The organism is Streptomyces candidus, assembly GCF_014207445.1.
GTDB lineage: Bacteria > Actinomycetota > Actinomycetes > Streptomycetales > Streptomycetaceae > Streptomyces > Streptomyces candidus.
This window is the reverse complement of the sequence record NZ_JACHEM010000003.1, coordinates 80323-106294: the sequence shown is the minus strand read 5'-3', so window position 1 is coordinate 106294 and position 25972 is coordinate 80323. Positions and strand designations below refer to the sequence as shown.

21 protein-coding genes are annotated in these 25972 nt (G+C 70.7%); 3 read left to right on the top strand and 18 right to left on the bottom strand.

What is annotated here, in order from left to right:
• Nucleotides 1–113: 113 nt before the first annotated feature.
• The 15 genes from recQ to HNQ79_RS06335 all read right to left on the bottom strand — a co-directional run bounded on the left by recQ (nt 114) and on the right by HNQ79_RS06335 (nt 18677).
• Nucleotides 114–2420 (bottom strand): DNA helicase RecQ, encoded by a 2307-nt coding sequence (recQ, locus tag HNQ79_RS06405; protein ID WP_229923347.1) that lies wholly within the window; start codon nt 2418–2420, stop codon nt 114–116.
• A gap of 135 nt (nt 2421–2555) precedes the next feature.
• Nucleotides 2556–4223: an NADH-quinone oxidoreductase subunit NuoN gene (gene nuoN, locus HNQ79_RS06400; RefSeq protein ID WP_185027908.1), complete on the bottom strand. Its 1668-nt coding sequence runs from the start codon at nt 4221–4223 to the stop codon at nt 2556–2558.
• Entirely contained in the window at nt 4220–5791 is a 1572-nt protein-coding gene (locus tag HNQ79_RS06395) for an NADH-quinone oxidoreductase subunit M (RefSeq protein ID WP_185027906.1), read from the bottom strand. The genes nuoN and HNQ79_RS06395 overlap by 4 nt, the downstream gene beginning before the upstream one ends.
• A 5-nt stretch (nt 5792–5796) precedes the next feature.
• Complete coding sequence (gene nuoL, locus HNQ79_RS06390; protein ID WP_185027904.1) at nt 5797–7743, bottom strand: NADH-quinone oxidoreductase subunit L; 1947 nt, start codon at nt 7741–7743, stop codon at nt 5797–5799.
• A 15-nt stretch (nt 7744–7758) separates the two neighbouring features.
• Entirely contained in the window at nt 7759–8058 is a 300-nt protein-coding gene (gene nuoK, locus HNQ79_RS06385; protein WP_185027902.1) for an NADH-quinone oxidoreductase subunit NuoK, read from the bottom strand.
• On the bottom strand, nt 8055–8903 hold the full coding sequence (locus HNQ79_RS06380) for an NADH-quinone oxidoreductase subunit J (RefSeq protein ID WP_185027899.1): 849 nt from the start codon (nt 8901–8903) through the stop codon (nt 8055–8057). Before HNQ79_RS06380 ends, nuoK begins: the two co-directional genes overlap by 4 nt.
• Nucleotides 8900–9550: an NADH-quinone oxidoreductase subunit NuoI gene (gene nuoI, locus HNQ79_RS06375; protein ID WP_185027897.1), complete on the bottom strand. Its 651-nt coding sequence runs from the start codon at nt 9548–9550 to the stop codon at nt 8900–8902. Before nuoI ends, HNQ79_RS06380 begins: the two co-directional genes overlap by 4 nt.
• Nucleotides 9543–10904, bottom strand: coding sequence for an NADH-quinone oxidoreductase subunit NuoH (gene nuoH, locus HNQ79_RS06370; protein WP_185027895.1), 1362 nt, complete (start codon nt 10902–10904; stop codon nt 9543–9545). Before nuoH ends, nuoI begins: the two co-directional genes overlap by 8 nt.
• A complete protein-coding gene (locus tag HNQ79_RS06365; RefSeq protein ID WP_185027893.1) occupies nt 10901–13447 on the bottom strand; it encodes an NADH-quinone oxidoreductase subunit G in 2547 nt (848 codons plus the stop codon). The genes nuoH and HNQ79_RS06365 overlap by 4 nt, the downstream gene beginning before the upstream one ends.
• A complete protein-coding gene (nuoF, locus tag HNQ79_RS06360) occupies nt 13444–14817 on the bottom strand; it encodes an NADH-quinone oxidoreductase subunit NuoF (RefSeq protein ID WP_185027890.1) in 1374 nt (457 codons plus the stop codon). Before nuoF ends, HNQ79_RS06365 begins: the two co-directional genes overlap by 4 nt.
• Complete coding sequence (nuoE, locus tag HNQ79_RS06355) at nt 14814–15656, bottom strand: NADH-quinone oxidoreductase subunit NuoE (RefSeq protein ID WP_185028706.1); 843 nt, start codon at nt 15654–15656, stop codon at nt 14814–14816. Before nuoE ends, nuoF begins: the two co-directional genes overlap by 4 nt.
• Nucleotides 15657–15673: 17 nt before the next feature.
• Nucleotides 15674–17014 carry an NADH-quinone oxidoreductase subunit D gene (locus HNQ79_RS06350; protein ID WP_185027888.1) on the bottom strand — a complete coding sequence of 447 codons (1341 nt, stop codon included), beginning with the start codon at nt 17012–17014 and terminating at the stop codon, nt 15674–15676.
• Nucleotides 17011–17733 (bottom strand): NADH-quinone oxidoreductase subunit C, encoded by a 723-nt coding sequence (locus HNQ79_RS06345; RefSeq protein ID WP_373312520.1) that lies wholly within the window; start codon nt 17731–17733, stop codon nt 17011–17013. Before HNQ79_RS06345 ends, HNQ79_RS06350 begins: the two co-directional genes overlap by 4 nt.
• A gap of 11 nt (nt 17734–17744) precedes the next feature.
• On the bottom strand, nt 17745–18299 hold the full coding sequence (locus HNQ79_RS06340) for a NuoB/complex I 20 kDa subunit family protein (RefSeq protein WP_185027884.1): 555 nt from the start codon (nt 18297–18299) through the stop codon (nt 17745–17747).
• Between the two features lie 18 nt (nt 18300–18317).
• Nucleotides 18318–18677, bottom strand: a complete 360-nt coding sequence (locus HNQ79_RS06335; RefSeq protein WP_019755222.1) for an NADH-quinone oxidoreductase subunit A — start codon at nt 18675–18677, stop codon at nt 18318–18320.
• Nucleotides 18678–19472: 795 nt separating this feature from the next.
• On the opposite strand from HNQ79_RS06335, the gene HNQ79_RS06330 reads away from it, so the two are divergent.
• Both HNQ79_RS06330 and HNQ79_RS06325 read left to right on the top strand, forming a co-directional pair.
• Nucleotides 19473–20354 carry a C40 family peptidase gene (locus tag HNQ79_RS06330; protein ID WP_185027882.1) on the top strand — a complete coding sequence of 294 codons (882 nt, stop codon included), beginning with the start codon at nt 19473–19475 and terminating at the stop codon, nt 20352–20354.
• A 178-nt stretch (nt 20355–20532) separates the two neighbouring features.
• Nucleotides 20533–21396, top strand: coding sequence for an SDR family oxidoreductase (locus tag HNQ79_RS06325; RefSeq protein ID WP_185027880.1), 864 nt, complete (start codon nt 20533–20535; stop codon nt 21394–21396).
• A gap of 16 nt (nt 21397–21412) precedes the next feature.
• Here HNQ79_RS06325 and HNQ79_RS06320 read toward each other — a convergent pair whose 3' ends face one another.
• Both HNQ79_RS06320 and HNQ79_RS06315 read right to left on the bottom strand, forming a co-directional pair.
• Nucleotides 21413–22339: a serine/threonine dehydratase gene (locus HNQ79_RS06320; RefSeq protein ID WP_185027878.1), complete on the bottom strand. Its 927-nt coding sequence runs from the start codon at nt 22337–22339 to the stop codon at nt 21413–21415.
• A gap of 210 nt (nt 22340–22549) precedes the next feature.
• Nucleotides 22550–23848, bottom strand: coding sequence for a geranylgeranyl reductase family protein (locus tag HNQ79_RS06315; protein WP_185027876.1), 1299 nt, complete (start codon nt 23846–23848; stop codon nt 22550–22552).
• Between the two features lie 138 nt (nt 23849–23986).
• Between HNQ79_RS06315 and HNQ79_RS06310 the strand changes: the two genes are divergently transcribed.
• The gene (locus HNQ79_RS06310; RefSeq protein WP_185027874.1) at nt 23987–24532 is read left to right on the top strand and encodes a GNAT family N-acetyltransferase; all 546 of its coding nucleotides are present in this window, start codon (nt 23987–23989) and stop codon (nt 24530–24532) included.
• Nucleotides 24533–24580: 48 nt separating this feature from the next.
• Here the strand turns inward: HNQ79_RS06310 and HNQ79_RS06305 are convergent, their stop codons facing one another.
• Nucleotides 24581–25876 (bottom strand): serine/threonine kinase C-terminal domain-containing protein, encoded by a 1296-nt coding sequence (locus HNQ79_RS06305; protein ID WP_185027872.1) that lies wholly within the window; start codon nt 25874–25876, stop codon nt 24581–24583.
• Nucleotides 25877–25972 lie beyond the last annotated feature (96 nt).

The window sequence follows — 25972 nt, the reverse complement described above, 5'->3', positions numbered from 1 at the left end:
ACCAGCAGCAGCCCCACCCGGACCCGTACCAGCCGCGCCGACACCGGAACCCGCACCCGCACCCGCACCCGCAGCAACCTCGATGACGGCGCCCGCCCGGCCCCGGCCCCCGCCTAGTCCTCCGGCGGCGGCTCCATGTCCCACTCCGGCTCCGCATCCCAGTCCCACTCCGGCTCGGCGGCCCGCGCGCCGCCCCGGGCCGGCGCCGCGACCGCAGCTGAGGCCGGGGCCGGGGCCGGGGAACGTCCAGGTTCAGGGGCCGGTACCGCAGCCGATGCCGCAGCCGATGACCGGCCCGATGCCGACGCCGGGGCCGGGACCGAAGCCCGCGCCGGCACCTCCTCCGCCGTCCCGCCCGGAGCCTGTGCGGACGCCGGTGCCCCGGTCGGCTCCCCGAGCCCCGCGAGGACCTCCAGGACGCCCTCGCCGTACGTGGCCAGCTTCTTCTCGCCGAGCCCGCCGACCTGGCCGAGCTCCTCCATCGACCGGGGCCGCACCGTCGCGATCTCCTGCAACGTCGCGTTGTGGAAGATCACGTACGGCGGAACCCCCTGCTCCTTGGCCAGGTCCGTCCGCCAGGCCCGCAGCGCCTCGAAGACCGGCACGACCTCCGCCGGGAGGTCCACCGCCGCCGCCTTCGGCTTCCGCTCGCCGCGCGAGCCGCCGGCCCCACGCGCCGCCGCGGCCCGCTTCGGCTCCTTGCGCAGCCGGATCTCCCGCTCTCCGCCGAGGACCGCCCCGCTCGCCCCGGTCAGTACCAGCGTCCCGTACTCGCCCTCGACGGCCAGCAGCCCCTGGGCCAGCAACTGCCGTACCGTGCCGCGCCATTCGGCCTCGGTGAGGTCCTGGCCGACGCCGAAGACGGACAGCTGATCGTGGTCGAACTGGATGACCTTCGCGGACTTCTTCCCGAGCAGGATGTCGATGATCTGCCCGGCCCCGAACTTCTGCCGCCGCTCCTGCTTGAGCCGCCACACCGTCGACAGCACCTTCTGCGCGGGCACGGTCCCGTCGATGGTCTCCGGGGGGTTCAGACAGGTGTCGCAGTTCCCGCAGTTCTCGGCGGTCGCCTCCTGCCCGAAGTAGGCGAGCAGCTGCCCCCGCCGGCACTCGGCGGTCTCGCACAGCGCGAGCATCGCGTCCAGGTGGGCGGCCGCCCGCCGCCGGAAGGCCTCGTCGCCCTCGCCGCTCTGGATCATCTTCCGCTGCTGGACGACGTCCTGGAGCCCGTACGCCATCCAGGCCGTCGACGGCGCCCCGTCACGCCCCGCGCGCCCGGTCTCCTGGTAGTACCCCTCCACGGACTTCGGCAGGTCCAGGTGGGCGACGAACCGTACGTCCGGCTTGTCGATGCCCATTCCGAAGGCGATGGTCGCGACCACCACCATCCCGTCCTCCCGGAGGAACCGCGCCTGGTTGCGCGCCCGCGTCCCGGAGTCCAGCCCCGCGTGGTACGGCACGGCCTCGATGCCCTGCCGGCACAGGAACTCCGCGGTGGCGTCCACGGACTTCCGCGACAGGCAGTAGACGATGCCCGCGTCCCCGGGGTGCTCCTCCTTGAGGAAGGCCAGCAGCTGCTTCTTCGGCTCGGCCTTCGGAACGATGCGGTACTGGATGTTCGGCCGGTCGAAGCTGGCGACGAAGTGCCGCGCGCGGGGCATGCCGAGCCGCTGGGTGATCTCCTTGTGGGTGGCCGCCGTGGCCGTCGCCGTCAGGGCGATCCGCGGCACGTCGGGCCAGCGCTCGCCCAGTACCGACAGGGTCAGGTAGTCCGGCCGGAAGTCGTGCCCCCAGGACGCCACGCAGTGCGCCTCGTCGATGGCGAAGACGGAGACCTTCCCGCGCGACAGCAGTCCCAGCGTCGAGTCCAGCCGCAGCCGCTCCGGCGCGAGGTACAGCAGGTCGATCTCACCGGCGAGGAACTCCGCCTCGACCGTCCGGCGCTCGTCGAAGTCCTGCGTGGAGTTCATGAACCCGGCGCGCACGCCGAGCGCCCGCAGTGCGTCCACCTGGTCCTGCATGAGGGCGATCAGCGGCGAGATCACGACGCCCACGCCGGGCCTGACCAGGGACGGGATCTGGTAGCAGAGCGACTTCCCGGCACCGGTGGGCATGAGCACGACCGCGTCGCCGCCGGCCACCACGTGCTCGATGATCTCCGCCTGCTCGCCGCGGAACGCGTCGTACCCGAAGACCCGGTGCAGCGTCCGCAGCGCATCGCTCTCCGCGACGCCCGCCCCCGCGTGCACGTCGGCCGTCCCAGGACCGGCCGTCCCCGTACCGCCCGCCGCCGTGCCCGGCGTCTGCGTACCCGGCGTCTGCGTACCCGGCGTCTGCGTACCGGTTGTTCCGTCCGTGCCGTCCACGTCCACCATTCCGCTCGACCCACTCATCCCGCTCGTCACGCCCGTCACGTTCATCGCGCTGTCCCCCGTATCCGATTCGCCGCCCACCCACCACGGTAGAGGCCGGCACCGACAACCCGGACCAAAAGCCGCCGCCCGGCACCCCCACGAAGGGGCTGCCGGGCGGCCGCATTCCGGGCGTAGCAAGGGCTACCGGACGAAAGTCCCCGCCTGCCCCGCCAGGTCCAGGAAGTACTGCGGCGCGACGCCGAGCACCAGTGTCACCGCCACTCCCACCCCGATCGCCGCCATCGTCAGCACCGACGGCACGGCGACCGTGGGGCCGTCCGCCTTCGGTTCGCTGAAGAACATCAGCACGATCACCCGGATGTAGAAGAACGCGGCGATGGCCGACGACAGCACACCGACCACGACCAGCACCCCGGCCCCGCCCTCGGCCGCCGCTTTGAAGACCGCGAACTTCCCCGAGAACCCGGAGGTCAGCGGAATGCCCGCGAAGGCGAGGAGGAACACCGCGAAGACCGCCGCGACCAGCGGGGAGCGCCGCCCCAGCCCGGCCCACTTCGACAGGTGCGTCGCCTCGCCGCCCGCGTCCCGCACCAGCGTGACGACGGCGAAGGCGCCGATCGTGACGAAGGAGTACGCGAGCAGGTAGAAGAGGACGGACGAGATCCCGTCCGGGGTGGCCGCGATGACACCGGCCAGGATGAACCCGCCGTGCGCGATCGAGGAGTACGCGAGCAGCCGCTTGATGTCGGTCTGGGTGATGGCGACGATCGCGCCGCCCAGCATGGTGACGATCGCGACGCCCCACAGCACGGGCCGCCAGTCCCAGGTGAGGCCCGGCAGGACGACGTACAGCAGGCGCAGCAGCGCGCCGAAGGCCGCGACCTTGGTGGCCGCCGCCATGAAACCGGTGACCGGGGTCGGAGCGCCCTGGTAGACGTCCGGGGTCCACATGTGGAACGGAACCGCGCCGACCTTGAAGAGCAGACCCATCAGGATCATCGCCATGCCGATGAGCAGCAGTGCGTCGTTGCCCATGGTGCCGGCGAGCGCCGGGTCGATCTGCTGGACGGTGCCGTCCACCACGTCGGCGATCTTCGCGTACGAGACGGAGCCCGCGTACCCGTAGAGCAGCGCGATGCCGAACAGCAGGAACGCGGAGGAGAACGCGCCGAGCAGGAAGTACTTCACGGCCGCTTCCTGCGACATCAGCCGCTTGCGGCGGGCGACGGCGCACAGCAGGTACAGCGGCAGCGAGAAGACCTCCAGCGCGATGAAGAGGGTCAGCAGGTCGTTCGCCGCCGGGAAGGCGAGGAGCCCCGCCACGGCGAACATCGCGAGCGGGAAGACCTCGGTGGTGGCGAAGCCGGCCTTGACTGCGGCCTTCTCGGCGGCGCTGCCGGGCACGGCCGCCGCGTCCGCCGCGAACGAGTCGACGCGGTTTCCGTGCGACACCGGGTCGAGCCGCCGCTCGGCGAAGGTGAAGACGGCGACCAGCGACGCCAGCAGGATCGTCCCCTGGAGGAAGAGTGCCGGGCCGTCGACCGCGATGGCGCCCTCGGCCACGATCTGCGCCTTCGTGGTGGCGAACCCGCTCGTGGCGAGGCCGATGATCGCCGCGAAGGCCGCGGCGATCGCGACCACCGCGATGAACAGCTGGACGTAGTAGCGCCCCTTGCGCGGTACGAAGGCTTCCGCCAGCACCCCGAGCACGGCCGCGCCGACGACGATCAGGATCGGCGCCAGTTGCGCGTACTCGATGGTCGGTGCGTCGAAGGTGGCCCCCGGGGTGCCCGGGGGTGGGGCCGCCGCCAGACTCGTCCACAGGGTGTGGACAGATGTTGCGCTCACTTCGCGGCCTCCACTTCAGGCTTGGGGTCCTGCTTGTTCACGTCCTGCATGGTGTGGGTGATCGCCGGGTTGACGATGTCGGTCAGCGGCTTCGGATAGACGCCGAGCCCGATCAGCAGCACGATCAGCGGAACGGCCACCGCCAGTTCCCGGGCCTTGAGGTCGGGCATGCCGCTGACCTCGGCCTTCACCGGGCCGGTCATGGTGCGCTGGTAGAGCACCAGGACGTACAGCGCGGCGAGCACGATGCCGGTGGTGGCGACGATCCCTACCACCGGGTATGCGGCGAACACGCCCACCAGCACCAGGAACTCGCTGACGAACGGGGCGAGTCCCGGCAGCGACAGGGTGGCCAGACCGCCGATCAGGAAGGTGCCGGCGAGCAGCGGGGCCACCTTCTGCACCCCGCCGTAGTCGGCGATGAGCCGTGAGCCGCGCCGGGAGATCAGGAAGCCCGCGACCAGCATCAGCGCGGCGGTGGAGAGCCCGTGGTTGACCATGTAGAGCGTCGCGCCGGACTGGCCCTGGCTGGTCATCGCGAAGATGCCCAGGATGATGAACCCGAAGTGCGAGATCGACGCGTAGGCGATGAGCCGCTTGATGTCGCGCTGGCCGACGGCGAGCAGCGCCCCGTACACGATGCTGACCAGCGCAAGGACGAGGACGACGGGCGTCGCCCACTTGCTGGCCTCCGGGAAGAGCTGGAGGCAGAAGCGCAGCATCGCGAACGTGCCGACCTTGTCGACGACCGCCGTGATGAGGACGGCAACCGGGGTGGTCGCCTCGCCCATCGCGTTGGGCAGCCAGGTGTGCAGCGGCCACAGCGGCGCCTTCACCGCGAAGGCGAAGAAGAAGCCCAGGAAGAGGAGGCGTTCGACGTTGGTCGACATCTCCAGTGTTCCGGCCGCGCGCATCTCGGCGATCTCCGAGAGGGAGAACGTCCCGGCGACGACGTACAGGCCGATGACGGCGGCCAGCATGATCAGGCCGCCGACCAGGTTGTAGAGGAGGAACTTGACGGCGGCGTACGACCGCTGGGTCGCCGCTGCCTCGTCCGTGCCCGCGTGCGCCCGGTCCCCGAAGCCGCCGATGAGGAAGTACATCGGGATGAGCATGGCTTCGAAGAAGATGTAGAAGAGGAAGACGTCGGTGGCCTCGAAGGAGAGGATCACCATCGCCTCGACCATCAGGATCAGCGCGAAGAAGCCCTGGGTGGGCCGCCAGCGCTTCGACTGCGTCTCCAGGGGGTCGGCGTCGTTCCAGCCGGCCATGATCACGAACGGGATGAGCAGGGCGGTCAGGGCGATCAGCGCCACCCCGATGCCGTCCACGCCCAGTTCGTAGCGGACGCCGAAGTCCTTGATCCAGGAGTGCGACTCGGTCAACTGGTACCGGTCGCCGCCCGGTTCGAACCGTACGAGCACGATCGCGGCCAGCGCGAGCGTGCCGAGCGAGAACAGCAGCGCGAGCCACTTGGCGACCGTGCGACGGGCGGCCGGCACGGCGGCGGTGAGGATGGCACCGGCCGCCGGGAGAACCGCCGTCGCGGTGAGCAGGGGAAAGGACATCGTGATCAGACCGCCCTCATCAGCAGGGTCGCGGCGATGAGGATCGCCGTACCGCCGAACATCGAGACCGCGTACGAGCGGGCGTAGCCGTTCTGGAGCTTGCGCAGCCGGCCCGAGAGCCCGCCGACCGAGGCGGCGGTGCCGTTGACCACGCCGTCGACCACCGAGTGGTCGAGGTAGACGAGCGAGCGGGTGAGGTGCTCGCCGCCGCGGACCAGGACGACGTGGTTGAAGTCGTCCTGGAGGAGGTCGCGGCGGGCTGCCCGGGTGAGCAGCGAACCGCGCGGCGCGACCACCGGCACGGGCTTGCGGCCGTACTGGAGGTACGCGGCGGCCACACCGAGCAGCAGGACCACGATCGTCGCGCCCGTGATGACGGGTACGGAGATCGGCGGGTGCGGGTGCTCGAACCGGGTCACCGGGGCGAGCCAGTTGGCGAAGCGGTCGCCGATGGCGAAGAAGCCGCCGGCGAAGACCGACCCGAAGGCGAGCACGATCATGGGGATCGTCATCGACTTGGGCGACTCGTGCGGGTGCGGCTCGCTGTGGGAACCGTGCGTCTGCGCGGCGGGCTCGACGTCCGGCTCCGCCGGGGACGCGGTGGCCTTGTTGCGCCAGCGCTCCTCACCGAAGAAGGTCATCAGCATCACACGCGTCATGTAGAACGCGGTGAGTCCCGCACCCAGCAGGGTGGCCGCGCCGAGGATCCAGCCCTGGGCGCCGCCCGCGGCGAACGCCGCCTCGATGATCTTGTCCTTGGAGAAGAAGCCGGACAGACCGGGGAACCCGATGATGGCCAGGTAGCCGAGGCCGAAGGTGACGAAGGTGACCGGCATGTACTTGCGCAGGCCGCCGTACTTCCGCATGTCGACCTCGTCGTTCATGCCGTGCATGACGGAACCCGCGCCGAGGAAGAGACCGGCCTTGAAGAAGCCGTGCGTCACCAGGTGCATGATCGCGAAGGCGTAGCCGATCGGGCCGAGCCCGGCCGCGAGGATCATGTAGCCGATCTGCGACATCGTCGATCCGGCGAGCGCCTTCTTGATGTCGTCCTTGGCGCAACCGACGATCGCACCGAACAGCAGCGTGACCGCACCCACGACGGTCACCACCAGCTGGGCGTCCGGCGCGGCGTTGAAGATCGCACCGGACCGGACGATCAGGTAGACGCCCGCGGTGACCATGGTGGCCGCGTGGATGAGGGCGGAGACCGGGGTCGGGCCCTCCATCGCGTCGCCGAGCCAGGACTGGAGCGGCACCTGCGCCGACTTGCCGCACGCGGCGAGCAGCAGCATCAGGCCGATCGCGGTGAGCTTGCCCTCGCTCGCGCCCTCCGCGGCCCCCAGCACCGGCCCGAAGGCGAAGGTCCCGAAGGTGGTGAACATCAGCATGATCGCGATGGACAGGCCGATGTCACCGACGCGGTTGACGAGGAACGCCTTCTTGGCCGCCGTCGCCGCGCTGGGCTTGTGCTGCCAGAACCCGATGAGCAGGTACGAGGCGAGCCCGACGCCCTCCCAGCCGAAGTACAGCAGGAGGTAGTTGTCGGCGACGACGAGCAGGAGCATCGCCGCGAGGAAGAGGTTCAGGTAGCCGAAGAAGCGCCGGCGGCGTTCGTCGTGCTCCATGTAGCCGATCGAGTAGACGTGGATCAGGGTGCCCACACCGGTGATCAGCAGGACGAAGGTCATCGACAGCTGGTCGAGCTGGAAGGCGATGTCCGCCTGGAAGTCCGCGACCGGGACCCAGCTGAACAGCTTCTGGTGCAGGGCACGGTCGCCCGCGTCCTTGCCGACCATGTCGAAGAAGAGGACGGCGCCGATACCGAACGACGCCGCGGCGAGCAGCGTGCCCAGCCAGTGGCCGGCCCTGTCCAACCGGCGGCCGCCGCACAGCAGTACGGCCGCTCCGAGCAGTGGCGCCGCGACGAGCAGCGCGATCAGGTTCTCCACTTTTCTTCCGACCCCTTACAGCTTCATCAGGCTGGCGTCGTCGACCGAAGCCGTGTGGCGGGCCCGGAACAGCGAGACGATGATCGCCAGCCCGACCACGACTTCGGCGGCGGCGACGACCATCGTGAAGAACGCGATGATCTGGCCGTCGAGGTTGCCGTGCATCCGGGAGAACGCGACGAGCGACAGGTTGCACGCGTTGAGCATCAGCTCGACGCACATGAACACCACGATGGCGTTGCGCCGGATCAGCACGCCCGCCGCACCGATGGTGAACAGCAGGGCGGCGAGATAGAGGTAGTTGACCGGGTTCACTTGGCTGCCTCCTCTGCACGGTCATGGTCACGGCCGCGGTCGGGATGGCTGTCGGTGTCCCGGCCCAGGCGCTCCTCGGAGCGCTGTTCGAGCGCCTTGAGGTCGTTGAGGGCCTCGTGGGACACGTCGCGGATCTGGCCGCGCTCGCGCAGCGTCTGCATGACGGTCAGCTCGGACGGGGTCCCGTCCGGGAGCAGGCCCGCGATGTCCACCGCGTTGTGCCGGGCGTAGACGCCCGGTGCGGGCAGCGGCGGCAGGTGCTTTCCGTCGCGTACGCGCTTGTCCGCCAGCTCCCGCTGGGTCTTGGCGCGTTCGGTGCGCTCGCGGTTGGTGAGGACCATCGCGCCGACGGTGGCGGTGATCAGCAGGGCGCCGGTGATCTCGAAGGCGAAGACGTACTTGGTGAAGATCAGTTCCGCGAGCCCCTGCACGTTGCCGCCCGCGTTGGCCCTGGCGAGGCCGTTGAACTCGGCGAGCCGGGCGTGGCGGATGCCGGCGATGAGCAGGACGCCGAAGCCGAGTCCGCATCCGGCGGCCAGCCAGCGCTGCCCCTTCAGCGTCTCGGTCAGGGAGTCGGCGGCGGTGACGCCGACGAGCATCACGACGAAGAGGAAGAGCATCATGATCGCGCCGGTGTAGACGACGATCTGGACGATGCCGAGGAAGTACGCCCCGTTGGCGAGGTAGAAGACCGCCAGGACGATCATGGTCCCGGCGAGGCACAGCGCGCTGTGCACGGCCTTCTTCAGCAGGATGGTGCACAGTGCGCCGACGACGGCGACGGTGCCGAGGATCCAGAACTGCACGGCCTCGCCGGTAGAAGCGGCGGCAGCGACGGTGTTCACCCGCCCACCACCTTCGCCGACGCGGGCTCGTCCTCGCCGAACGTGGAGGCGGCCTCCTGGGGCCGCTCCCCCTTGCTCAGCGCGACCTGCCGTTCCGTACCCGGAGCGGCCTCGGTGACCAGGCCCCGGTAGTAGTCCTGCTCGTCGGTGCCCGGGAAGACCGAGTGCGGAGCCTCGACCATGCCCTCGGTGAGGCCGGCGAGGAGCTGCTCCTTGGTGTAGATGAGGCTCTCGCGGCTGCTGTCGGCCAGTTCGAACTCGTTGGTCATCGTGAGCGCCCGGGTGGGGCACGCCTCGATGCACAGCCCGCACAGGATGCAGCGGGCGTAGTTGATCTGGTAGACGCGGCCGTACCGCTCGCCCGGGGAGTAGCGCTCCTCCTCGGTGTTGTCCGCGCCCTCGACGTAGATCGCGTCGGCGGGGCAGGCCCAGGCGCACAGTTCGCACCCGATGCACTTCTCCAGACCGTCCGGGTGCCGGTTGAGCTGGTGACGGCCGTGGAAGCGCGGCGCCGTCACCTTCGGCGTCTCCGGGTACTGCTCGGTCAGCCGCTTCTTGAACATGGCCTTGAAGGTCACGCCGAAGCCGGCCACGGGGTTCTGCCAGGGGGTCCGGGGGTCCTCGCCCCGGGAAGATGCGTCAGACACCGTCAGCCTCCTTTCCGTCACTCTGGGTAGCCGTGTGGTCAGTATTGCCGCCGCCACTGACAACGAGCTCGCGCTCACCGCGCGAACGCCTGCGCGGGACCGGCGGCAGCGTCTGGCCGGGCAGCGGGGGCACCGGGAATCCACCGGCCATCGGGTCGAAGGCGGGCTCGTCGTCCGCCTCCTCGGCCTTGCCGCGCCGGAAGATGTCCCAGACGAACGACAGCAGCAGGATGGCGATCACCGCCCCGGCGACGTACAGCACGATCTGCTGGTACTCGACGTTGGCGTTGCGCAGCGCCCGAACGGTCGCCACCAGCATCAGCCAGACCACCGAGATCGGGATCAGGACCTTCCAGCCGAGCTTCATCAGCTGGTCGTAGCGCACGCGTGGCAGCGTGCCGCGCAGCCAGATGAAGAAGAACAGCAGCAGCTGCACCTTGAGGACGAACCAGAGCATCGGCCACCAGCCGTGGTTCGCGCCCTCCCAGAACGTGCTGATCGGGTACGGGGCCCGCCAGCCGCCCAGGAAGAGGGTGACCGAGACCGCCGAGACGGTGACCATGTTGACGTACTCGGCCAGCATGAACAGGGCGAACTTGATCGACGAGTACTCGGTGTTGAAGCCGCCGACCAGGTCGCCCTCGGACTCCGGCATGTCGAACGGCGCGCGGTTCGTCTCGCCGACCATGGTGACGACGTAGATGATGAACGACACCGGCAGCAGCAGGATGTACCACCGGTCGGCCTGCGCCTCCACGATCGTCGACGTCGACATCGACCCCGAGTAGAGGAAGACCGACGCGAAGGCCGCGCCCATCGCGATCTCGTACGAGATCATCTGCGCGCAGGAGCGCAGACCGCCCAGGAGCGGGTACGTCGACCCGGACGACCAGCCGGCGAGGACCATGCCGTAGATGCCGACCGACGCGCACGCGAGGATGTAGAGCATCGCGATGGGCAGGTCCGTGAGCTGCATCGCCGTGCGGTGGCCGAAAATCGACACCTCGTTGCCCGCCGGCCCGAAGGGGATGACGGCGATCGCCATGAACGCGGGGATGGCCGCGATCACCGGCGCGAGGACGTAGACGACCTTGTCCGCGCGCTTGACGACCACGTCCTCCTTGAGCATCAGCTTGATGCCGTCGGCGAGCGACTGGAGCAGACCCCACGGTCCGTGCCGGTTGGGCCCGATGCGCAACTGCATCCAGGCGACGACTTTGCGCTCCCACACGATGGCGAAGAGCACGGTGACCATCAGGAACGCGAAGCAGAAGACGGCCTTGATCGCGACGAGCCACCAGGGGTCCGTGCCGAACATCGACAGGTCTTCCACGGCGAGCGGGTACGTCGTCATGCCGTCACCTCCGTGGGGGAAGCGGCACCGGAGTCGGCGCCACGGGCGGCGGGGGCGAGGGTGACCAGCTGGCCGGGGCGGGCCCCGGTGTCGACGAGGACGCCGCCGCCCACGGAGTTCATCGGGAGCCAGACCACACGGTCGGGCATCTCGCTGATCCACAGCGGCAGTTCGACGGTTCCCGCCGGGCCGGTGACGGCGAGGACGTCACCGTGCCGGACACCGGTCTCGGCGGCGGTGGCGGCGGAGAGCCGGGCCACGGCCGCGTGCCGGGTGCCGGCCAGGGCCTCGTCGCCGTCCTGGAGCCGACCCTGGTCGAGCAGCATCCGGTGGCCTGCCAGAACGGCCTCCCCGGCGCCCGCGCGGGGCAGCGGGCGGGCGGTCTCCAGCGGGGCGGACGCATACGTTCCGTCCCAGCCGGCGAGCCGGTCCAGTTCCCGCCGTACGGACTTCAGGTCCGGCAGCCCGAACCGGCCGCTCCGGTCGCCGCCCGCGGCGGCGGCCATCGCGTCGGCCAGCATGTGCAGCACCCGCGCGTCGCTCGGCGCGAGCGTGCGGGTCATCTGCTCGGGCTTGAGCGCGGCCTCGAACATCCGCGCCCTGCCCTCCCAGTTGAGGAAGGTGCCGGGCTTCTCGGCGACGGCGGCCACCGGCAGGACGACGTCCGCGCGGTCGGTGACCTCGCTGGGCCGCAGCTCCAGCGAGACCAGGAAGCGCACCTCGTCGAGAGCCGCGCGGGCGCGCGCCGGGTCCGGCAGGTCCGCGACTTCGACGCCCGCGACGACCAGGGCGAGCAGTTCGCCGGTCGCGGCGGCCTCGACGATCTGGCCGGTGTCGCGCCCGTAGCGGTGCGGCAGTTCGGCCACTCCCCAGACGGCCGCCACTTCGTCGCGCGCGCGGGGGTCGGTCGCGGGGCGTCCGCCGGGCAGCAGCGACGGAATCGCGCCCGCCTCGACGGCGCCGCGCTCGCCTGCCCTGCGCGGGATCCACACCAGTTCCGCACCGGTGGCCAGCGACGCCCGTACGGCGGCGGTCAGCGCTCCCGGCACCCCGGCCAGGCGTTCCCCGACGACGAGGACCGCACCCGGCTCGCGCAGGGCGTCGGCGGCGCGCACGCCGTCGGCGTCCAGGCCCGCGTGCGAGGTGAGCGCGTCCAGCCACTCCGTCTCGGTGCCGGGGGCGGCGGGCAGCAGGACGCCGCCCGCCTTCTCCAGGCCGCGGGTGGCGTGCGAGGCGACGGCGAAGGTGCGCTGGCCGTACTTGCGGTGGGCCTTGCGCAGCCGCAGGAAGACGCCGGGGGCCTCCTCCTCGGACTCGAACCCGACGAGCAGCACCGCCGGGGCCTTCTCCAGCGTGGTGTAGGTCGTCCCCGTGCCGTCGAGGTCGCGTCCGCGCCCGGCGACGCGGGCGGCCAGGAAGTCGGCCTCCTCGCTGCTGTGCACGCGGGCACGGAAGTCGACGTCGTTGGTGTCCAGGACGACCCGGGCGAACTTGCCGTACGCGTAGGCGTCCTCGACGGTCAGCCGGCCGCCGGTGAGGACACCGGCGCGGCCGCGTGCGGCGGACAGCCCCTCGGCCGCCGCCGTCAGGGCCTCCGGCCAGCTCGCGGGCTCCAGTTCACCGGTGTCGGGGTTGCGGACCAGCGGGGTGGTCAGCCGGTCGGGGCGCTGGGCGTAGCGGAAGCCGAACCGCCCCTTGTCGCACAGCCACTCCTCGTTGACCTCCGGGTCCTCGGCCGCCATGCGCCGCATGACCTTGCCGCGCCGGTGATCGGTGCGGGTGGCGCAGCCACCGGCGCAGTGCTCGCAGACCGACGGGCTCGACACGAGGTCGAAGGGCCGGGAGCGGAAGCGGTACGCGGCGGAGGTGAGGGCGCCGACCGGGCAGATCTGGATGGTGTTGCCGGAGAAGTACGACTCGAAGGGGTCGCCCTGGCCGGTGCCGACCTGCTGGAGCGCGCCGCGCTCGATCAGCTCGATCATCGGGTCGCCCGCCACCTGGTTGGAGAACCGGGTGCAGCGCGCGCACAGCACGCACCGTTCGCGGTCCAGGAGCACCTGGGTGGAGATCGGGACGGGCTTCTCGTACGTCCGCTTCCTGCCGTCGAACCGGGAGTCGGGGTCGCCGTGCGACATGGCCTGGTTCTGCAGCGGGCACTCGCCGCCCTTGTCGCAGACGGGGCAGTCCAGCGGGTGGTTGATGAGGAGCAGTTCCATCACACCGCGCTGCGCCTTGTCGGCGACGGGCGAGGTGAGCTGGGACTTCACCACCATTCCGTCGGTGCAGGTGATGGTGCAGGAGGCCATCGGCTTGCGCTGGCCCTCGACCTCGACGATGCACTGGCGGCAGGCGCCGGCCGGGTCGAGGAGGGGGTGGTCGCAGAACCGGGGGATCTCGATGCCGAGGAGTTCGGCGGCGCGGATCACCAGCGTGCCCTTGGGGACGCTGATCTCGATGCCGTCGATCGTCAGCGAGACGAGATCCTCCGGGGGGACCGCCGCCTCGCCGCCCCCGGAGGGCGCGCTGTTGGTCGTGACGGTCATGCGTTCACCTCCGTGCTGTCTGCGTGCCGGTCGGCCCAGAGGGTCGACTTGGCGGGGTCGAAGGGGCAGCCCTTGCCGGTGATGTGCTGCTCGTACTCCTCGCGGAAGTACTTGAGCGAGGAGAAGATCGGCGAGGCCGCTCCGTCTCCGAGCGCGCAGAAGGACTTGCCGTTGATGTTGTCGGCGATGTCGTTGAGCTTGTCGAGGTCGGCCATGTGGCCCTTGCCGGCCTCGATGTCCCGCAGCAACTGGACGAGCCAGTAGGTGCCCTCGCGGCAGGGGGTGCACTTGCCGCAGGACTCGTGGGCGTAGAACTCCGTCCACCGGGTGACGGCCCGCACGACGCAGGTGGTTTCGTCGAAGCACTGGAGCGCCTTGGTGCCGAGCATGGAACCGGCGGCGCCGACGCCCTCGTAGTCCAGGGGCACGTCGAGGTGCTCGTCGGTGAACATCGGCGTCGAGGAGCCGCCGGGGGTCCAGAACTTGAGCCGGTGCCCGGCGCGCATGCCGCCGCTCATGTCGAGCAGCTGCCGCAGGGTGATGCCGAGCGGGGCCTCGAACTGGCCGGGGTTGGTGACGTGGCCGCTCAGCGAGTACAGCGTGAAGCCCGGGGACTTCTCGCTGCCCATCGAACGGAACCAGTCCTTGCCCTTGTTGAGGATCGCGGGAACCGAGGCGATCGATTCGACGTTGTTGACCACAGTGGGACAGGCGTAGAGCCCGGCGACCGCGGGGAAGGGGGGACGCAGCCGGGGCTGGCCGCGCCGGCCTTCGAGCGAGTCGAGCAGCGCGGTCTCCTCTCCGCAGATGTACGCGCCCGCCCCCGCGTGCACGGTGAGTTCGAGGTCGAGTCCGCTGCCGAGGATGTTCGTCCCGAGGTAGCCGGCGGCGTACGCCTCCCGCACGGCCTCGTGCAGCCTGCGCAGTACGGGGACGGTCTCTCCGCGCAGATAGATGAAGGCGTGGTGCGAGCGGATCGCGTAGCACGCGATGACGATGCCCTCGATGAGGCTGTGCGGGTTCGCGAAGAGGAGCGGGATGTCCTTGCAGGTCCCCGGTTCCGATTCGTCGGCGTTGACCACCAGGTAGTGCGGCTTTCCGTCGCCCTGCGGAATGAACTGCCACTTCATTCCGGTGGGGAATCCGGCGCCGCCGCGACCGCGCAGGCCGGAGTCCTTGACGTACGCGATGAGGTCGTCCGGGGTCATGGCGAGGGCCTTGCGCAGGCCCTCGTACCCCTCGTGCCTGCGGTAGGTCTCCAGCGTCCAGGACTGCGGGTCGTCCCAGAACGCGGACAGGACGGGCGAGAGCAGCTTCTCCGGGCTGTCACCGTTGCCGTTGCTGTTGATCTCGGCTGCCAAGGTCATCACTCCCCCTCCTCTGACGAGGGTCCTTGCGGGTGCTGCTCGGGTGCCGCGGCCGGGTCGGAGGCCGAGGTGGACTGCGGGGCGTCGTGCGAGCTGAGGTGTTCGGAACCGCTCTGCGGGCCGTCCTGCCCGGCGTCCTGCCGGTGCTCGCCGCGCGGCGACACGACGCGGGTCCGGCCCGGCACCTCGCCCTTGGCGAGTTTCAGGCCGATCAGTGAGGCGGGTCCGGCGCCGCCGGACGCCTCGACCGCTCCCGGGCGCTCGTCGGGGAACCCGGCGAGAATGCGGGCGGTCTCCTTGTACGTGCACAGGGGTGCACCCCGGGTGGGCTCGACGGGGCGGCCGGACCGCAGGTCGTCGACGAGTTTCTTCGCCGACTCCGGGGTCTGGTTGTCGAAGAACTCCCAGTTGACCATCACCACGGGGGCGTAGTCGCAGGCGGCGTTGCACTCGATGTGTTCGAGGGTGACCTTGCCGTCGCCGGTGGTCTCGTTGTTGCCGACGCCGAGGTAGCTCTTCAGCTCGTCGAAGATGGCGTCGCCGCCCATGACGGCGCACAGGGTGTTGGTGCAGACGCCGACCTGGTAGTCGCCGGAGGCCTTGCGCCGGTACATCGTGTAGAAGGTGGCGACCGCGGTGACCTCGGCGGTGGTGAGGCCGAGGACGTCGGCGCAGAACGCCATGCCGGTGCGCGAGACGTACCCCTCCTCGGACTGCACGAGGTGCAGCAGGGGCAGCAGGGCGGAGCGGCTGTCGGGGTAGCGGGCGATCACCTCCCCGGCGTCCGCTTCGAGGCGGGCCCGGACCTCGTCCGGGTAGGCGGGGGCGGGCAGTTGGGGCATGCCCAGTGACACATCGGTCATCGGTCGACGCCTCCCATCACGGGGTCGAGGGATGCCACCGCGACGATGACGTCGGCGATCTGGCCGCCCTCGCACATCGCCGCCATGGCCTGGAGGTTGGTGAAGGACGGGTCCCGGAAGTGGACCCGGTAGGGGCGGGTGCCGCCGTCGGAGACGACGTGCGCGCCGAGTTCGCCCTTGGGGGACTCGACGGCCGCGTACGCCTGCCCGGCGGGGACCCGGAAGCCCTCGGTCACCAGCTTGAAGTGGTGGATCAGGGCCTCCATGGAGGTGCCCATGATCTTCTTGATGTGGTCGAGCGAGTTGCCGAGCCCGTCGGCGCCGATGGCGAGCTGGGCGGGCCAGGCGATCTTCTTGTCCGCGACCATGACCTCGCCGGGCTTCTTCAGCCGTTCCAGGCACTGCTCGACGATGTCGAGGGACTGGCGCATCTCTTCGAGCCTGATCAGGAAGCGGCCGTAGGAGTCGCAGGTGTCGGCGGTGGGGACCTCGAAGTCGTAGGTCTCGTAGCCGCAGTACGGGTCGGTCTTGCGCAGGTCGTGCGGCAGGCCGGCGGAGCGCAGGACCGGGCCGGTGGCGCCGAGCGCCATGCAGCCGGTGAGGTCGAGGTAACCGACGTCCTGCATGCGGGCCTTGAAGATGGGGTTGCCGGTGGCGAGCTTGTCGTACTCCGGCAGGTTCTTGCGCATGGTCTTCAGCAGCTCGCCGAGCTTGTCCATGGCGCCGGGCGGGAGGTCCTGGGCGAGTCCGCCGGGGCGGATGAACGCGTGGTTCATCCGCAGTCCGGTGATCAGCTCGAAGGCGTCCAGGATGAGTTCGCGGTCCCGGAAGCCGTAGATCATGATCGTGGTGGCGCCGAGTTCCATGCCGCCGGTGGCCACGCACACCAGGTGCGAGGAGAGCCGGTTCAGCTCCATCAGCATGACGCGGATGATGCTGGCCCGGTCGGGGATCTGCTCGGTGATGCCGAGCAGCTTCTCGACGCCCAGGCAGTACGCCGTCTCGTTGAAGAACGGCGTCAGGTAGTCCATGCGTGTGACGAAGGTGGTGCCCTGCGTCCAGTTCCGGAATTCGAGGTTCTTCTCGATGCCGGTGTGGAGGTAGCCGATGCCGCAGCGGGCTTCGGTGACGGTCTCGCCGTCGATCTCCAGGATCAGTCGCAGCACGCCGTGCGTGGACGGGTGCTGGGGGCCCATGTTGACGACGATGCGCTCGTCGTCGGCCTTCGCGGCGGACTGGACGACCTCGTCCCAGTCGCCTCCGGTGACCGTGTAGACGGTGCCTTCGGTGGTCTCCCTGGCCGAGGCGGAGGAGGGGGAAGAAGGGGGTGTGGTCACGAGTACGACCTCCGCTGGTCCGGAGCCGGGATCTGGGCGCCCTTGTACTCGACGGCGATGCCGCCGAGGGGGTAGTCCTTGCGCTGCGGGAAGCCCTGCCAGTCGTCCGGCATCATGATCCGGGTCAGGGCGGGGTGGCCGTCGAAGATCAGGCCGAAGAAGTCGTACGCCTCGCGCTCGTGCCAGTCGTTGGTGGGGTACACCGCGACGAGTGACGGGACGTGCGGGTCGGCGTCGGGGGCGCTGACTTCGAGGCGGATCAGCCGGCCATGGGTGAGCGAGCGCAGGTGGTAGACCGCGTGGAGTTCACGGCCCTTGTCCTCCGGGTAGTGCACGCCGCTCACGCCGGTGCACAGTTCGAAGCGCAGCGCCGGGTCGTCGCGCAGGGTGCGGGCCACCTGGAGCAGGTGCGCGCGGGCGATGTGGAAGGTGAGTTCGCCGCGGTCGACGACCGTCTTCTCGATGGCGTTCGAGGGCAGCAGGTCCTGCTCCTCCAGCGCGCCTTCGAGTTCGTCGGCCACTTCGTCGAACCAGCCGCCGTACGGGCGGGAGGACGCGCCGGGGAGGGCGATGGTGCGGACGAGGCCGCCGTAACCCGTGGTGTCCCCGCCGTCGTTGGCACCGAACATGCCCTTGCGGACGCGGATGACCTCGCCGTCCGCGTCGCGCTGGGCGGGCACACCCTCCGGGGCGCTCTCGTCCTGGCTGTTGCCGTTCACGTGCTTGTCGCTCACCGGAGCAGGCCCTTCATCTCGATGGCGGGGAGCGCCTTGAGGGCCGCCTCCTCCGCCTCGCGGGCCGCTTCCTCCGCGTTCACGCCGAGCTTGGAGCCCTGGATCTTCTGGTGGAGCTTGAGGATCGCGTCGATGAGCATCTCGGGGCGGGGCGGGCAGCCCGGCAGGTAGATGTCGACGGGCACGATGTGGTCGACGCCCTGGACGATCGCGTAGTTGTTGAACATGCCGCCCGAGGAGGCGCAGACCCCCATCGAGATGACCCACTTGGGGTTCGGCATCTGGTCGTAGACCTGTCGCAGGACCGGCGCCATCTTCTGGCTGACCCGGCCCGCCACGATCATCAGGTCCGCCTGTCGCGGCGATCCGCGGAAGACCTCCATGCCGAAGCGGGCCAGGTCGTACCGGCCCGCTCCCGTCGTCATCATCTCGATGGCGCAGCAGGCGAGGCCGAAGGTCGCGGGGAAGACGGAGGACTTCCGTACCCACCCCGCTGCCTGTTCGACGGTCGTCAGCAGAAATCCGCTCGGCAGTTTCTCTTCGAGTCCCATGGGTGACCCCTCAGCCCCTCAGTCCCATTCCAGGCCGCCGCGACGCCACACATACGCGTACGCGACAAAGACGGTGAGCACGAAGAGCAGCATCTCGACGAGCCCGAAGATCCCGAGGGCGTCGAAGGAGACCGCCCACGGATAGAGGAAGACGATTTCGATGTCGAAGATGATGAACAACATCGCCGTCAGGTAGTACTTGATGGGAAAGCGGCCGCCTCCGGCCGGCGTCGGAGTGGGTTCGATGCCGCACTCGTACGCTTCGAGCTTTGCCCGGTTGTAGCGCTTGGGACCGATAAGCGTGGCCATGACCACGGAGAAGATCGCAAACCCTGCCCCGAGGGCGCCGAGCACAAGGATGGGCGCGTAAGCATTCACCCTCCTCGCTCCTTCCAGTCGTCCTTGACCGTTGGACCGCGCCGGGCTCGTGCTTGCCCCGGAGCGGGGGGCCGGTGCGCCTCGCCGCGAGGACCGTATGAAGATCGCGGATATGTGAGGCAGTTCACAAGCCTGACTGCCCCGCATCCTATGCCTGCCGGTCTGTGATCTGCGACACGGGGTGCGTCAACGACTTTGTGATCTCCACCACCTGACGAAGGATCATGAAGCCGGATGAGCGGTGATCTACATACCGGAAGCGCGCGAGTGATCACCAGACGTGACATTCGGTGGCGTCGTCGCTGGTCGGAGGCGTGCCGCTCTATCAAGAGGTGGCCCCTACAAGCAAATTGGAGCCGGACGCACCCTCGTGATAATTGCCCGGCGGGCCCCTCGTGGACCGCCCCGCACATCCACCCCTCCGCGCACTCACCCTCGCGAGGGGAGCCGCGGAGACGGGTGGACGCGTGCGCGCGTTCACGAGCCGACGGCCCTCCCCGGCGGAGGAACTGGCGCGAGGGCGGACGGAGCGGGCCGGACGTGTGACCTGCGTCACTCTCAACGCCCCGTCAGACAAGCGGGCTTGGCCATGCGTGTGAACGGATGGTAGGCGTCAGGGCATTTCGGGCGTATCGCGGAAAACCCTTGATCACAGGGTTGAAACAGGCTGTCCGTTTTGCCCTTTACGGCGTCAATAAGACGGCGCGGACGCCGAATTCGGCTCGCGAGTTGGCAGCTGTGGCGGACACCACGTTTCTTGATGCAGACTCGTTACCTCTGATAGCGGTTGTTCTCATGTCCCACACCGCTCACATACCCAGTCACCGGAAGCCCCGCCGCAGCGCCTCGAAGATGGCGCTCCGTGCCGGAGTTGCCGGTGGTGTTCTCAGCACCATCGCGGTGGCTGGTGCAGCCGCCCCGGCGCATGCCGAGCCGGTGCACGAGACCGTCGAGATGCCCACCCTCACCACCCCCGTCGCCCACAGCGCGACGACGACCGCCGCCGCGGTCACCGCGAGCGCCGAGGCCACCCAGGCCCTCGCGTTCGAGTACGACCGTGAGGCCCGTCAGCAGGCCGCCGCCACCGACGCCATGAAGGACGCCAAGCAGGCGCTGGCCGAGGCGGACCGCAAGGCCGAGGCCGAGAAGAAGGCCGAACAGGCCCGCAAGAAGGCCGAGGAGAAGGCCGAGCAGGAGCGCGCGTCGCGGTCCTCCGCCCGTACCGACCTCAGCTCGTACTCGGGCTCCTCGTCCGCCAAGGGCACGAACGCGTCCGCTTCGTCCTCTTCCTCCCCGTCCACCGCCTCGTCCTCCCAGGCCACCGGCAGCGCCGCGTCCGTGATCGCGTTCGCGCGGGCGCAGGTCGGCGACGCGTACGTCATGGGCAGCACCGGCCCGAACGCCTGGGACTGCTCGGGCCTCATGCAGGCCGCGTTCCGCACCATCGGCGTCGACCTGCCGCGCGTCTCGCAGGGGCAGTCGACCGCGGGCACCCAGGTCGGCCTGGACAACCTCCAGCCCGGCGACATCCTTTACTGGGGTGCCGCGGGCAGCGCGTACCACGTGGGCGTCTACGTGGGCGGCGGCAACTTCGTCGGCGCGCAGAACTCCAGCACGGGTGTCGTGGAGCGTCCCCTCTCCTACGACCCGCCGACCGGCGCGGTGCGCGTTCTCTGATCCCACCGGTTCGTCCTGAGCACGGCCGAAGGGCCGTCGTCCCCCCGCTCGGGGACGGCGGCCCTTCGGTGTGCGGTGGGGCGGGAGGGAAGTCACCTCCTGCCGTGGCACGGAGGGACCGCGCCAGGCCGGGTCAAGTAGGACGGGCGTTGGCCTCGTTGAGGAATACGTTGCCGGTATGACGATTCTGGTGACCGGGGCGACCGGCGTGGTGGGGCGGCAGGTGGTCGGGCAGTTGACGGCGGCCGGGGAGCGGGTGCGGGCGCTCAGCCGACGGCCGGAGGAGGCGGAACTGCCCGACGGCGTCGAGGTGATGGGCGGGGACCTTGACGTACCCGCGGGTCTGGCGCCCGCGCTGCGCGGCGTGGACCGCCTCTACCTCTTCCCGCACCCGGCCACCGCGCGCGAGGTCGTCGCGCTCGCCAGGGACGCGGGGGTACGGCGGATCGCCGTGCTGTCGGCGGCGGCGGTGACGGTCGGGATGGACACCGTGATGCACCCGGTGGTGGAGCAGGCCGTACGGGAGTCCGGGCTGGAGTGGACCTTTGTGCGCCCGGCCGGGTTCATGACCAACATGCTCCAGGTCTGGGCGCCCATGGTGCGGGCGGAACGGGTCGTGCGCTACCCGTACGGGGACGATCCGGGCGACTCCCCCGTCCACGAGGCCGACGTCGCGGCGGTCGCGGTGGCGGCGCTGCGGGAGGACGGCCACCACGGGAAGGCGTACACGCTGACCGGTCCGGCCCGGGTCACCGTGCGCGAACAGGTCGCCGCGATCGGAGCCGCGCTCGGCGAGGAGGTGCGGTACGAGGAGGTCACCCGGGAGCGGGCCCGCGAGATACTGCACGCCCAGGGCGGCTTCGCCGCGCAGTCCGCCGATCTGCTGCTCGGCTTCGTGGACTACGGCGGCGGCGACGACACCGCGGCCAACGACGGGTACGAGAAGCTGATGGAGCCCTGGCCGGACCTCGCCGAGGCACTGGGGCGCCCGGGGCGCACGTACCAGGAGTGGGCCAGGGACCACGCCGCCGATTTCCGCTGAGGGAGCCGGACGGCTGTCAGGCGAGGTCCCCGAGGCCCGTGTTCGCCCCGCACAGCACGATCGCGGTGCGCTCGCCGGGCTCCGGGGTGTACGCACAGGCCGTGGCCGCCGCGTGCTCGACGGCGAGGCGGTGCTCGTCCCAGAGCTGCTGCCGCGCCCGTACGATCGCCGCGTCCGGTACGAGGACGGAGCGCACCCCCCGACGGCGCGCGACGGCCAGCGCGGTCTCCGACACCCGGGTCGCGCCGAGGGAGTCGGCGGCCACCGAGTCCACGGCGGCGTCGACGACGTGGCCTGCGGCGAGGGCGGCGTTCAGGGCGCGGCAGTTCTCCGGCTCGACGGCGACGACCTCGACTCCCGCTTCCAGGGCGGCGGTCGCGACCCCGGCGAGGAGTCCGCCGCCGCCGACGGAGACGACGAGGGTGTCCAGGCCGTCCGGGACCCGGCGCAGGATCTCCTCCGTGAGGGTGCCCGCACCGGCCGCGATGAGCGGGTGGTCGTACGCGTGGGAGGCGAGCGCGCCGGAGGACACGGCGAACTCCTCGCAGGCGGCGCGCGCTTCGTCGTACCGCCTGCCGACGAGCCGTACCTCCGCACCGTACGAGCGCAGCCTGGCGACCTTCACCGGCGGCGCCGTCTCCGGCAGGAAGACCGTGGCACGCACCCCGTGCGCACGGGCCGCCCAGGCACAGGCGAGCCCGGCATTGCCGCCGGAGGCGAGGGTGAGCCCGGCGTCGGGCAGCAGGCCCGCCTCGCGGTGGGCGAGGAGGAAGTTCATGGCGCCGCGCGCCTTGAAGCTGCCGGTGTGCTGCATGAATTCGAGGGCGAGGACGGTGCTGCCGTGCGCCGGGGCGACGGTGACGGGACGTACGTGCCCGGCGATCCGCTCGGCGGCGGCATTGATGTCGCCGGGGGTGAGGGGAGGGGTGGCGGGATGCTGCACGGCTGCTCCAAGGGCCGGGGCGGGGCCCCGGAGGACGTGGGCGGGACGGGGTGCTCCCCGCCGCGAGGGGGCCGGGGAGGGCGGGGGCCGCGCGCGCGGGCGGCCCCGGCTCTCCCGGCCGCCCGCCCGCGCGCGGAACCCCCGTGACTCGACAAGTCGGTAAGGAACAACGTGCTCCTGCGGCCCGCGCGCGGCACCCCGCGCCGGCCGCTACGAGTTCGGCGCGACCTTCGCCAGGCCGTTGATGATGCGGTCCATCGCGTCGCCGCCCGTCGGGTCCGTCAGGTTGGCGAGCATCTTGAGGGTGAAGCGCATCAGGACCGGGTGGGTGAGGCCCCGTTCCGTGGCCAGCTTCATGATCTTGGGGTTGCCGATGAGCTTCACGAACGCGCGGCCCATCGTGTAGTACCCGCCGTACGTGTCCTTGAGGACCTGCGGGTAGCGGGCCAGGGCCATTTCGCGCTGGGCGGGGGTGGCGCGGGCGTGGGCCTGCACGATGACGTCGGCGGCGATGTGGCCGGACTCCATCGCGTAGGCGATGCCCTCTCCGTTGAAGGGGTTGACGAGGCCGCCCGCGTCACCGACCAGCAGCAGTCCCTTGGTGTAGTGCGGCTGCCGGTTGAAGGCCATGGGGAGGGCCGCGCCCCGGATGGGCATGGTCATGTTCTCCGGGGTGTAGCCCCACTCGGCGGGCATCGAGGCGCACCAGGCCTTGAGCACCTCGCGCCAGTCCAGCTCCTTGAACGCCTTGGAGGAGTTGAGGATGCCCAGGCCCACGTTGGACGTGCCGTCGCCCATGCCGAAGATCCAGCCGTAGCCGGGCAGGAGGCGGTCCTGGGGGCCGCGCCGGTCCCAGAGCTCCAGCCAGGATTCGAGGTAGTCGTCGTCGTGGCGGGGCGAGGTGAAGTACGTGCGCACCGCGACGCCCATCGGGCGGTCCTCGCGGCGGTGCAGGCCCATCGCGAGGGACAGCCGGGTGGAGTTGCCGTCGGCGGCGACGACGAGCGGGGCGTGGAAGGTGACGGGGAGCTTCTCCTCGCCGAGCTTGGCCTCGACGCCGGTGATGCGGCCGGTGCGCGGGTCCAGGACCGGTGCGCCGACGTTGCACCGCTCGTACAGCCGGGCGCCCGCCTTCTGCGCCTGCCGGGCGAGCTGCTCGTCGAAGTCGTCGCGCCTGCGGACGAGTCCGTAGTCGGGGAAGGACGCCAGTTCCGGCCAGTCGAGCTGGAGCCGCTGCCCGCCGCCGATGATCCTGAGCCCCTTGTTGCGGAGCCAGCCCGCTTCCTCGGAGATGTCGATGCCCATGGACACCAGTTGCTTGGTGGCCCGGGGGGTGAGGCCGTCGCCGCAGACCTTCTCGCGCGGGAAGGCCGTCTTTTCGAGGAGGAGTACGTCGAGACCGGCCTTGGCCAGGTAGTACGCGGTGGCGGAGCCGGCGGGTCCGGCCCCGACGACGATCACATCTGCACTGTGCTCGGAGGGGGGCGCGGTCGCGGGCTGCTCGGTCACGGCGGAATCTCCCGTAAGACTCGAAGGCGGTGGGGTGAGGGGGTCACAGGGATTGTGTGTCGACTGGGTGCCTTGACTGCACAAGCCGAAGGGCAGTCTATGGGGGCGTACTCCTCACACATCTGAAGGGCTGCCCTCATGACCCTCACTCCGCCCGCCTCTCCCGCGCTGCCCGCGGTGCTGCCCGCCGTGCGGCTGCGTGTACCGACCGAGGAGGACGCGTACGCCTGGTACGACGCCTTCAAGAACCCTGAGGTCATGGAGTTCCACGGCGGAAGGCCGCACGGCGTCTCGGTGTACGAGGAGCTGACGGCCCGGCAGCGCAAGCACGACGCCGAACTGGGCTTCTGCCTGTGGACGCTGCTCGACGAGAACGACACGGTGATCGGCTTCACCGGTGCGCAGCCGTGGCCCCACCAGCACTTCGGGCCGGTCGGCGAGATCGAGATCGGGTGGCGGCTGGGGCGCGAGTACTGGGGGCGCGGGTATGTGACCGCCGCCGCGCAGGCGACGCTGGTACGGCTGCGGGCGGCGGGCGTACGGGAGGTGTCGGCCATGGTCGACGCGCGCAACGCACGGTCGCTGGCGGTCTGCGAGCGGCTGGGGATGCACAGGGCGGAGACGTTCGTCGTGCCGCGGTCGGAACCGGAGCGCAGGGGCTACCGCTTCACGTTGTCGCTCTGACGTCCGGCGGGCGGGCGGGGCCTCGTGCGGGAGGCCCCGCCCCGCCTTTCACTCGGTGAGCCGCCACGAGGCGGTCGCGTGCCCGAAGATCTCCTGGGCGCGCGGCCAGTCCCGTTCCCGGGCCGTGGTGTAGAGCGAGTAGTCCGTGCCGTTCGCGGCGATGTAGCCCTGGTCGATGGCGCGGATCCGCTCGCCGCTCCCCTTCCTGAGGTACGTGTACTCCCAGACGGCGCCGGGGCGGCCCTGGAAGGTGTTGCGCTCCAGCCGGATGCGCTGGTAGCCGCTCTGCCGCTTGCGGGTCACCTGCTCCAGGTTGCGGAAGTTCTCGTACGAGGAGGCGTAGTCGGGGTTCCGGACGACGCCCACCAGCAGGTGCTCCATGCCCGTACTGCCGCCGTAGGTGACCTGTCCCTGGCGGTTCCCGATGCGGTGCCAGACCTCGGGGACGAGCAGGGCGAACCCCTCGGGGTCGTCGGCCTGTCTGAACCCGGCGGGGGCCGCCCCCGTGTCCGGGGGCGGCGCCACGTCGTCCGATTCGCCGGGGACGTCGGAGGGAGCGGCGGGAACCTCCGGCGCGGGCCGGGGAGGGGAGGGGTCGCTGCGGGGGCTGCCGTCCTCGGCGGTGGGAGTGTCGCCCTGCGCGGGGCCGGGGGCGGGAGCGGGTCCGGCGGGGCTGGAGGCGGGGGCGCTCGCCACGCTCTGCGCGCCCGCACCACCCCCGGAGTCCCTGTCCTCCAGGAACAGGACGCCCGCGGTGATGCCGCCCCCGACCACGACGGCACCGAGCAGGGTGCCGGCCCAGACGGCGAGGGGCCGCCGGGGCCGGGTCGCGGGGGCGGGAGCGGGTCCGACCGGGAACACGAAGCCGGGGCCGACGGTGGCCGGATGGGCGGCGGCCGGTTCCGCGGGCCGGCCGGCCGCGGTGGGCGCGTGAACGGGCGGCGGCCGGTACGGGGACTCCGGCCGGTACGGGGGCTCGGGCCGGGGTGGGGCGGCCGGCGGGTCGATACGGCTCTGCGTGACGGCGGCCGCCATGTCCGCGGCGGACGTGCCGCTGCGCCCTCCGTCCGCGGTGGTCCCCTCCCGTCCGACCGGCCCCTCGGGCAGGTCGTCGGCCCTCTGCTGCACGGGAGTCGACCGGTCGTCAGCCGGAGGACCCACCGGGGGCCACGGAACGGACGCGGGGCCCGGGAGGGGCGGGTCCACCCGGGTCGCCGTACGGGGCGGTACGGGCGTCGCCCCGGACTCCGGGTCCGCCGCCTCCTTCCGTACCTCTCCGCAGCTCGCGCAGAGGCGGGCCTCCTCGGGGGTGGCGGTCGCACAGTGGGGACAGTTCAGCGCCATGAGGGGCTCCGGGGAAGGGCAGGGGATGAGCGGTCGGTCACGCCCAGTCGGCCGTGGGTGACTGCACTGACTCATCCTGCCCGCCCGGCGGTTCCC

Bases quoted from the DNA above. Each gene is read 5' to 3' on its own strand.
- HNQ79_RS06330 (WP_185027882.1), top strand. From the start codon at position 19,473: ATGTCCCACACCGCTCACATACCCAGTCACCGGAAGCCCCGCCGCAGC.
- HNQ79_RS06325 (WP_185027880.1), top strand. From the start codon at position 20,533: ATGACGATTCTGGTGACCGGGGCGACCGGCGTGGTGGGGCGGCAGGTG.
- recQ (WP_229923347.1), bottom strand. From the start codon at position 2,420: ATGAACGTGACGGGCGTGACGAGCGGGATGAGTGGGTCGAGCGGAATG.
- HNQ79_RS06365 (WP_185027893.1), bottom strand. From the start codon at position 13,447: ATGACCGTCACGACCAACAGCGCGCCCTCCGGGGGCGGCGAGGCGGCG.
- HNQ79_RS06310 (WP_185027874.1), top strand. From the start codon at position 23,987: ATGACCCTCACTCCGCCCGCCTCTCCCGCGCTGCCCGCGGTGCTGCCC.
- nuoE (WP_185028706.1), bottom strand. From the start codon at position 15,656: ATGCCCCAACTGCCCGCCCCCGCCTACCCGGACGAGGTCCGGGCCCGC.
- HNQ79_RS06340 (WP_185027884.1), bottom strand. From the start codon at position 18,299: ATGGGACTCGAAGAGAAACTGCCGAGCGGATTTCTGCTGACGACCGTC.
- HNQ79_RS06305 (WP_185027872.1), bottom strand. From the start codon at position 25,876: ATGGCGCTGAACTGTCCCCACTGTGCGACCGCCACCCCCGAGGAGGCC.
- nuoH (WP_185027895.1), bottom strand. From the start codon at position 10,904: ATGACGACGTACCCGCTCGCCGTGGAAGACCTGTCGATGTTCGGCACG.
- HNQ79_RS06395 (WP_185027906.1), bottom strand. From the start codon at position 5,791: ATGTCCTTTCCCCTGCTCACCGCGACGGCGGTTCTCCCGGCGGCCGGT.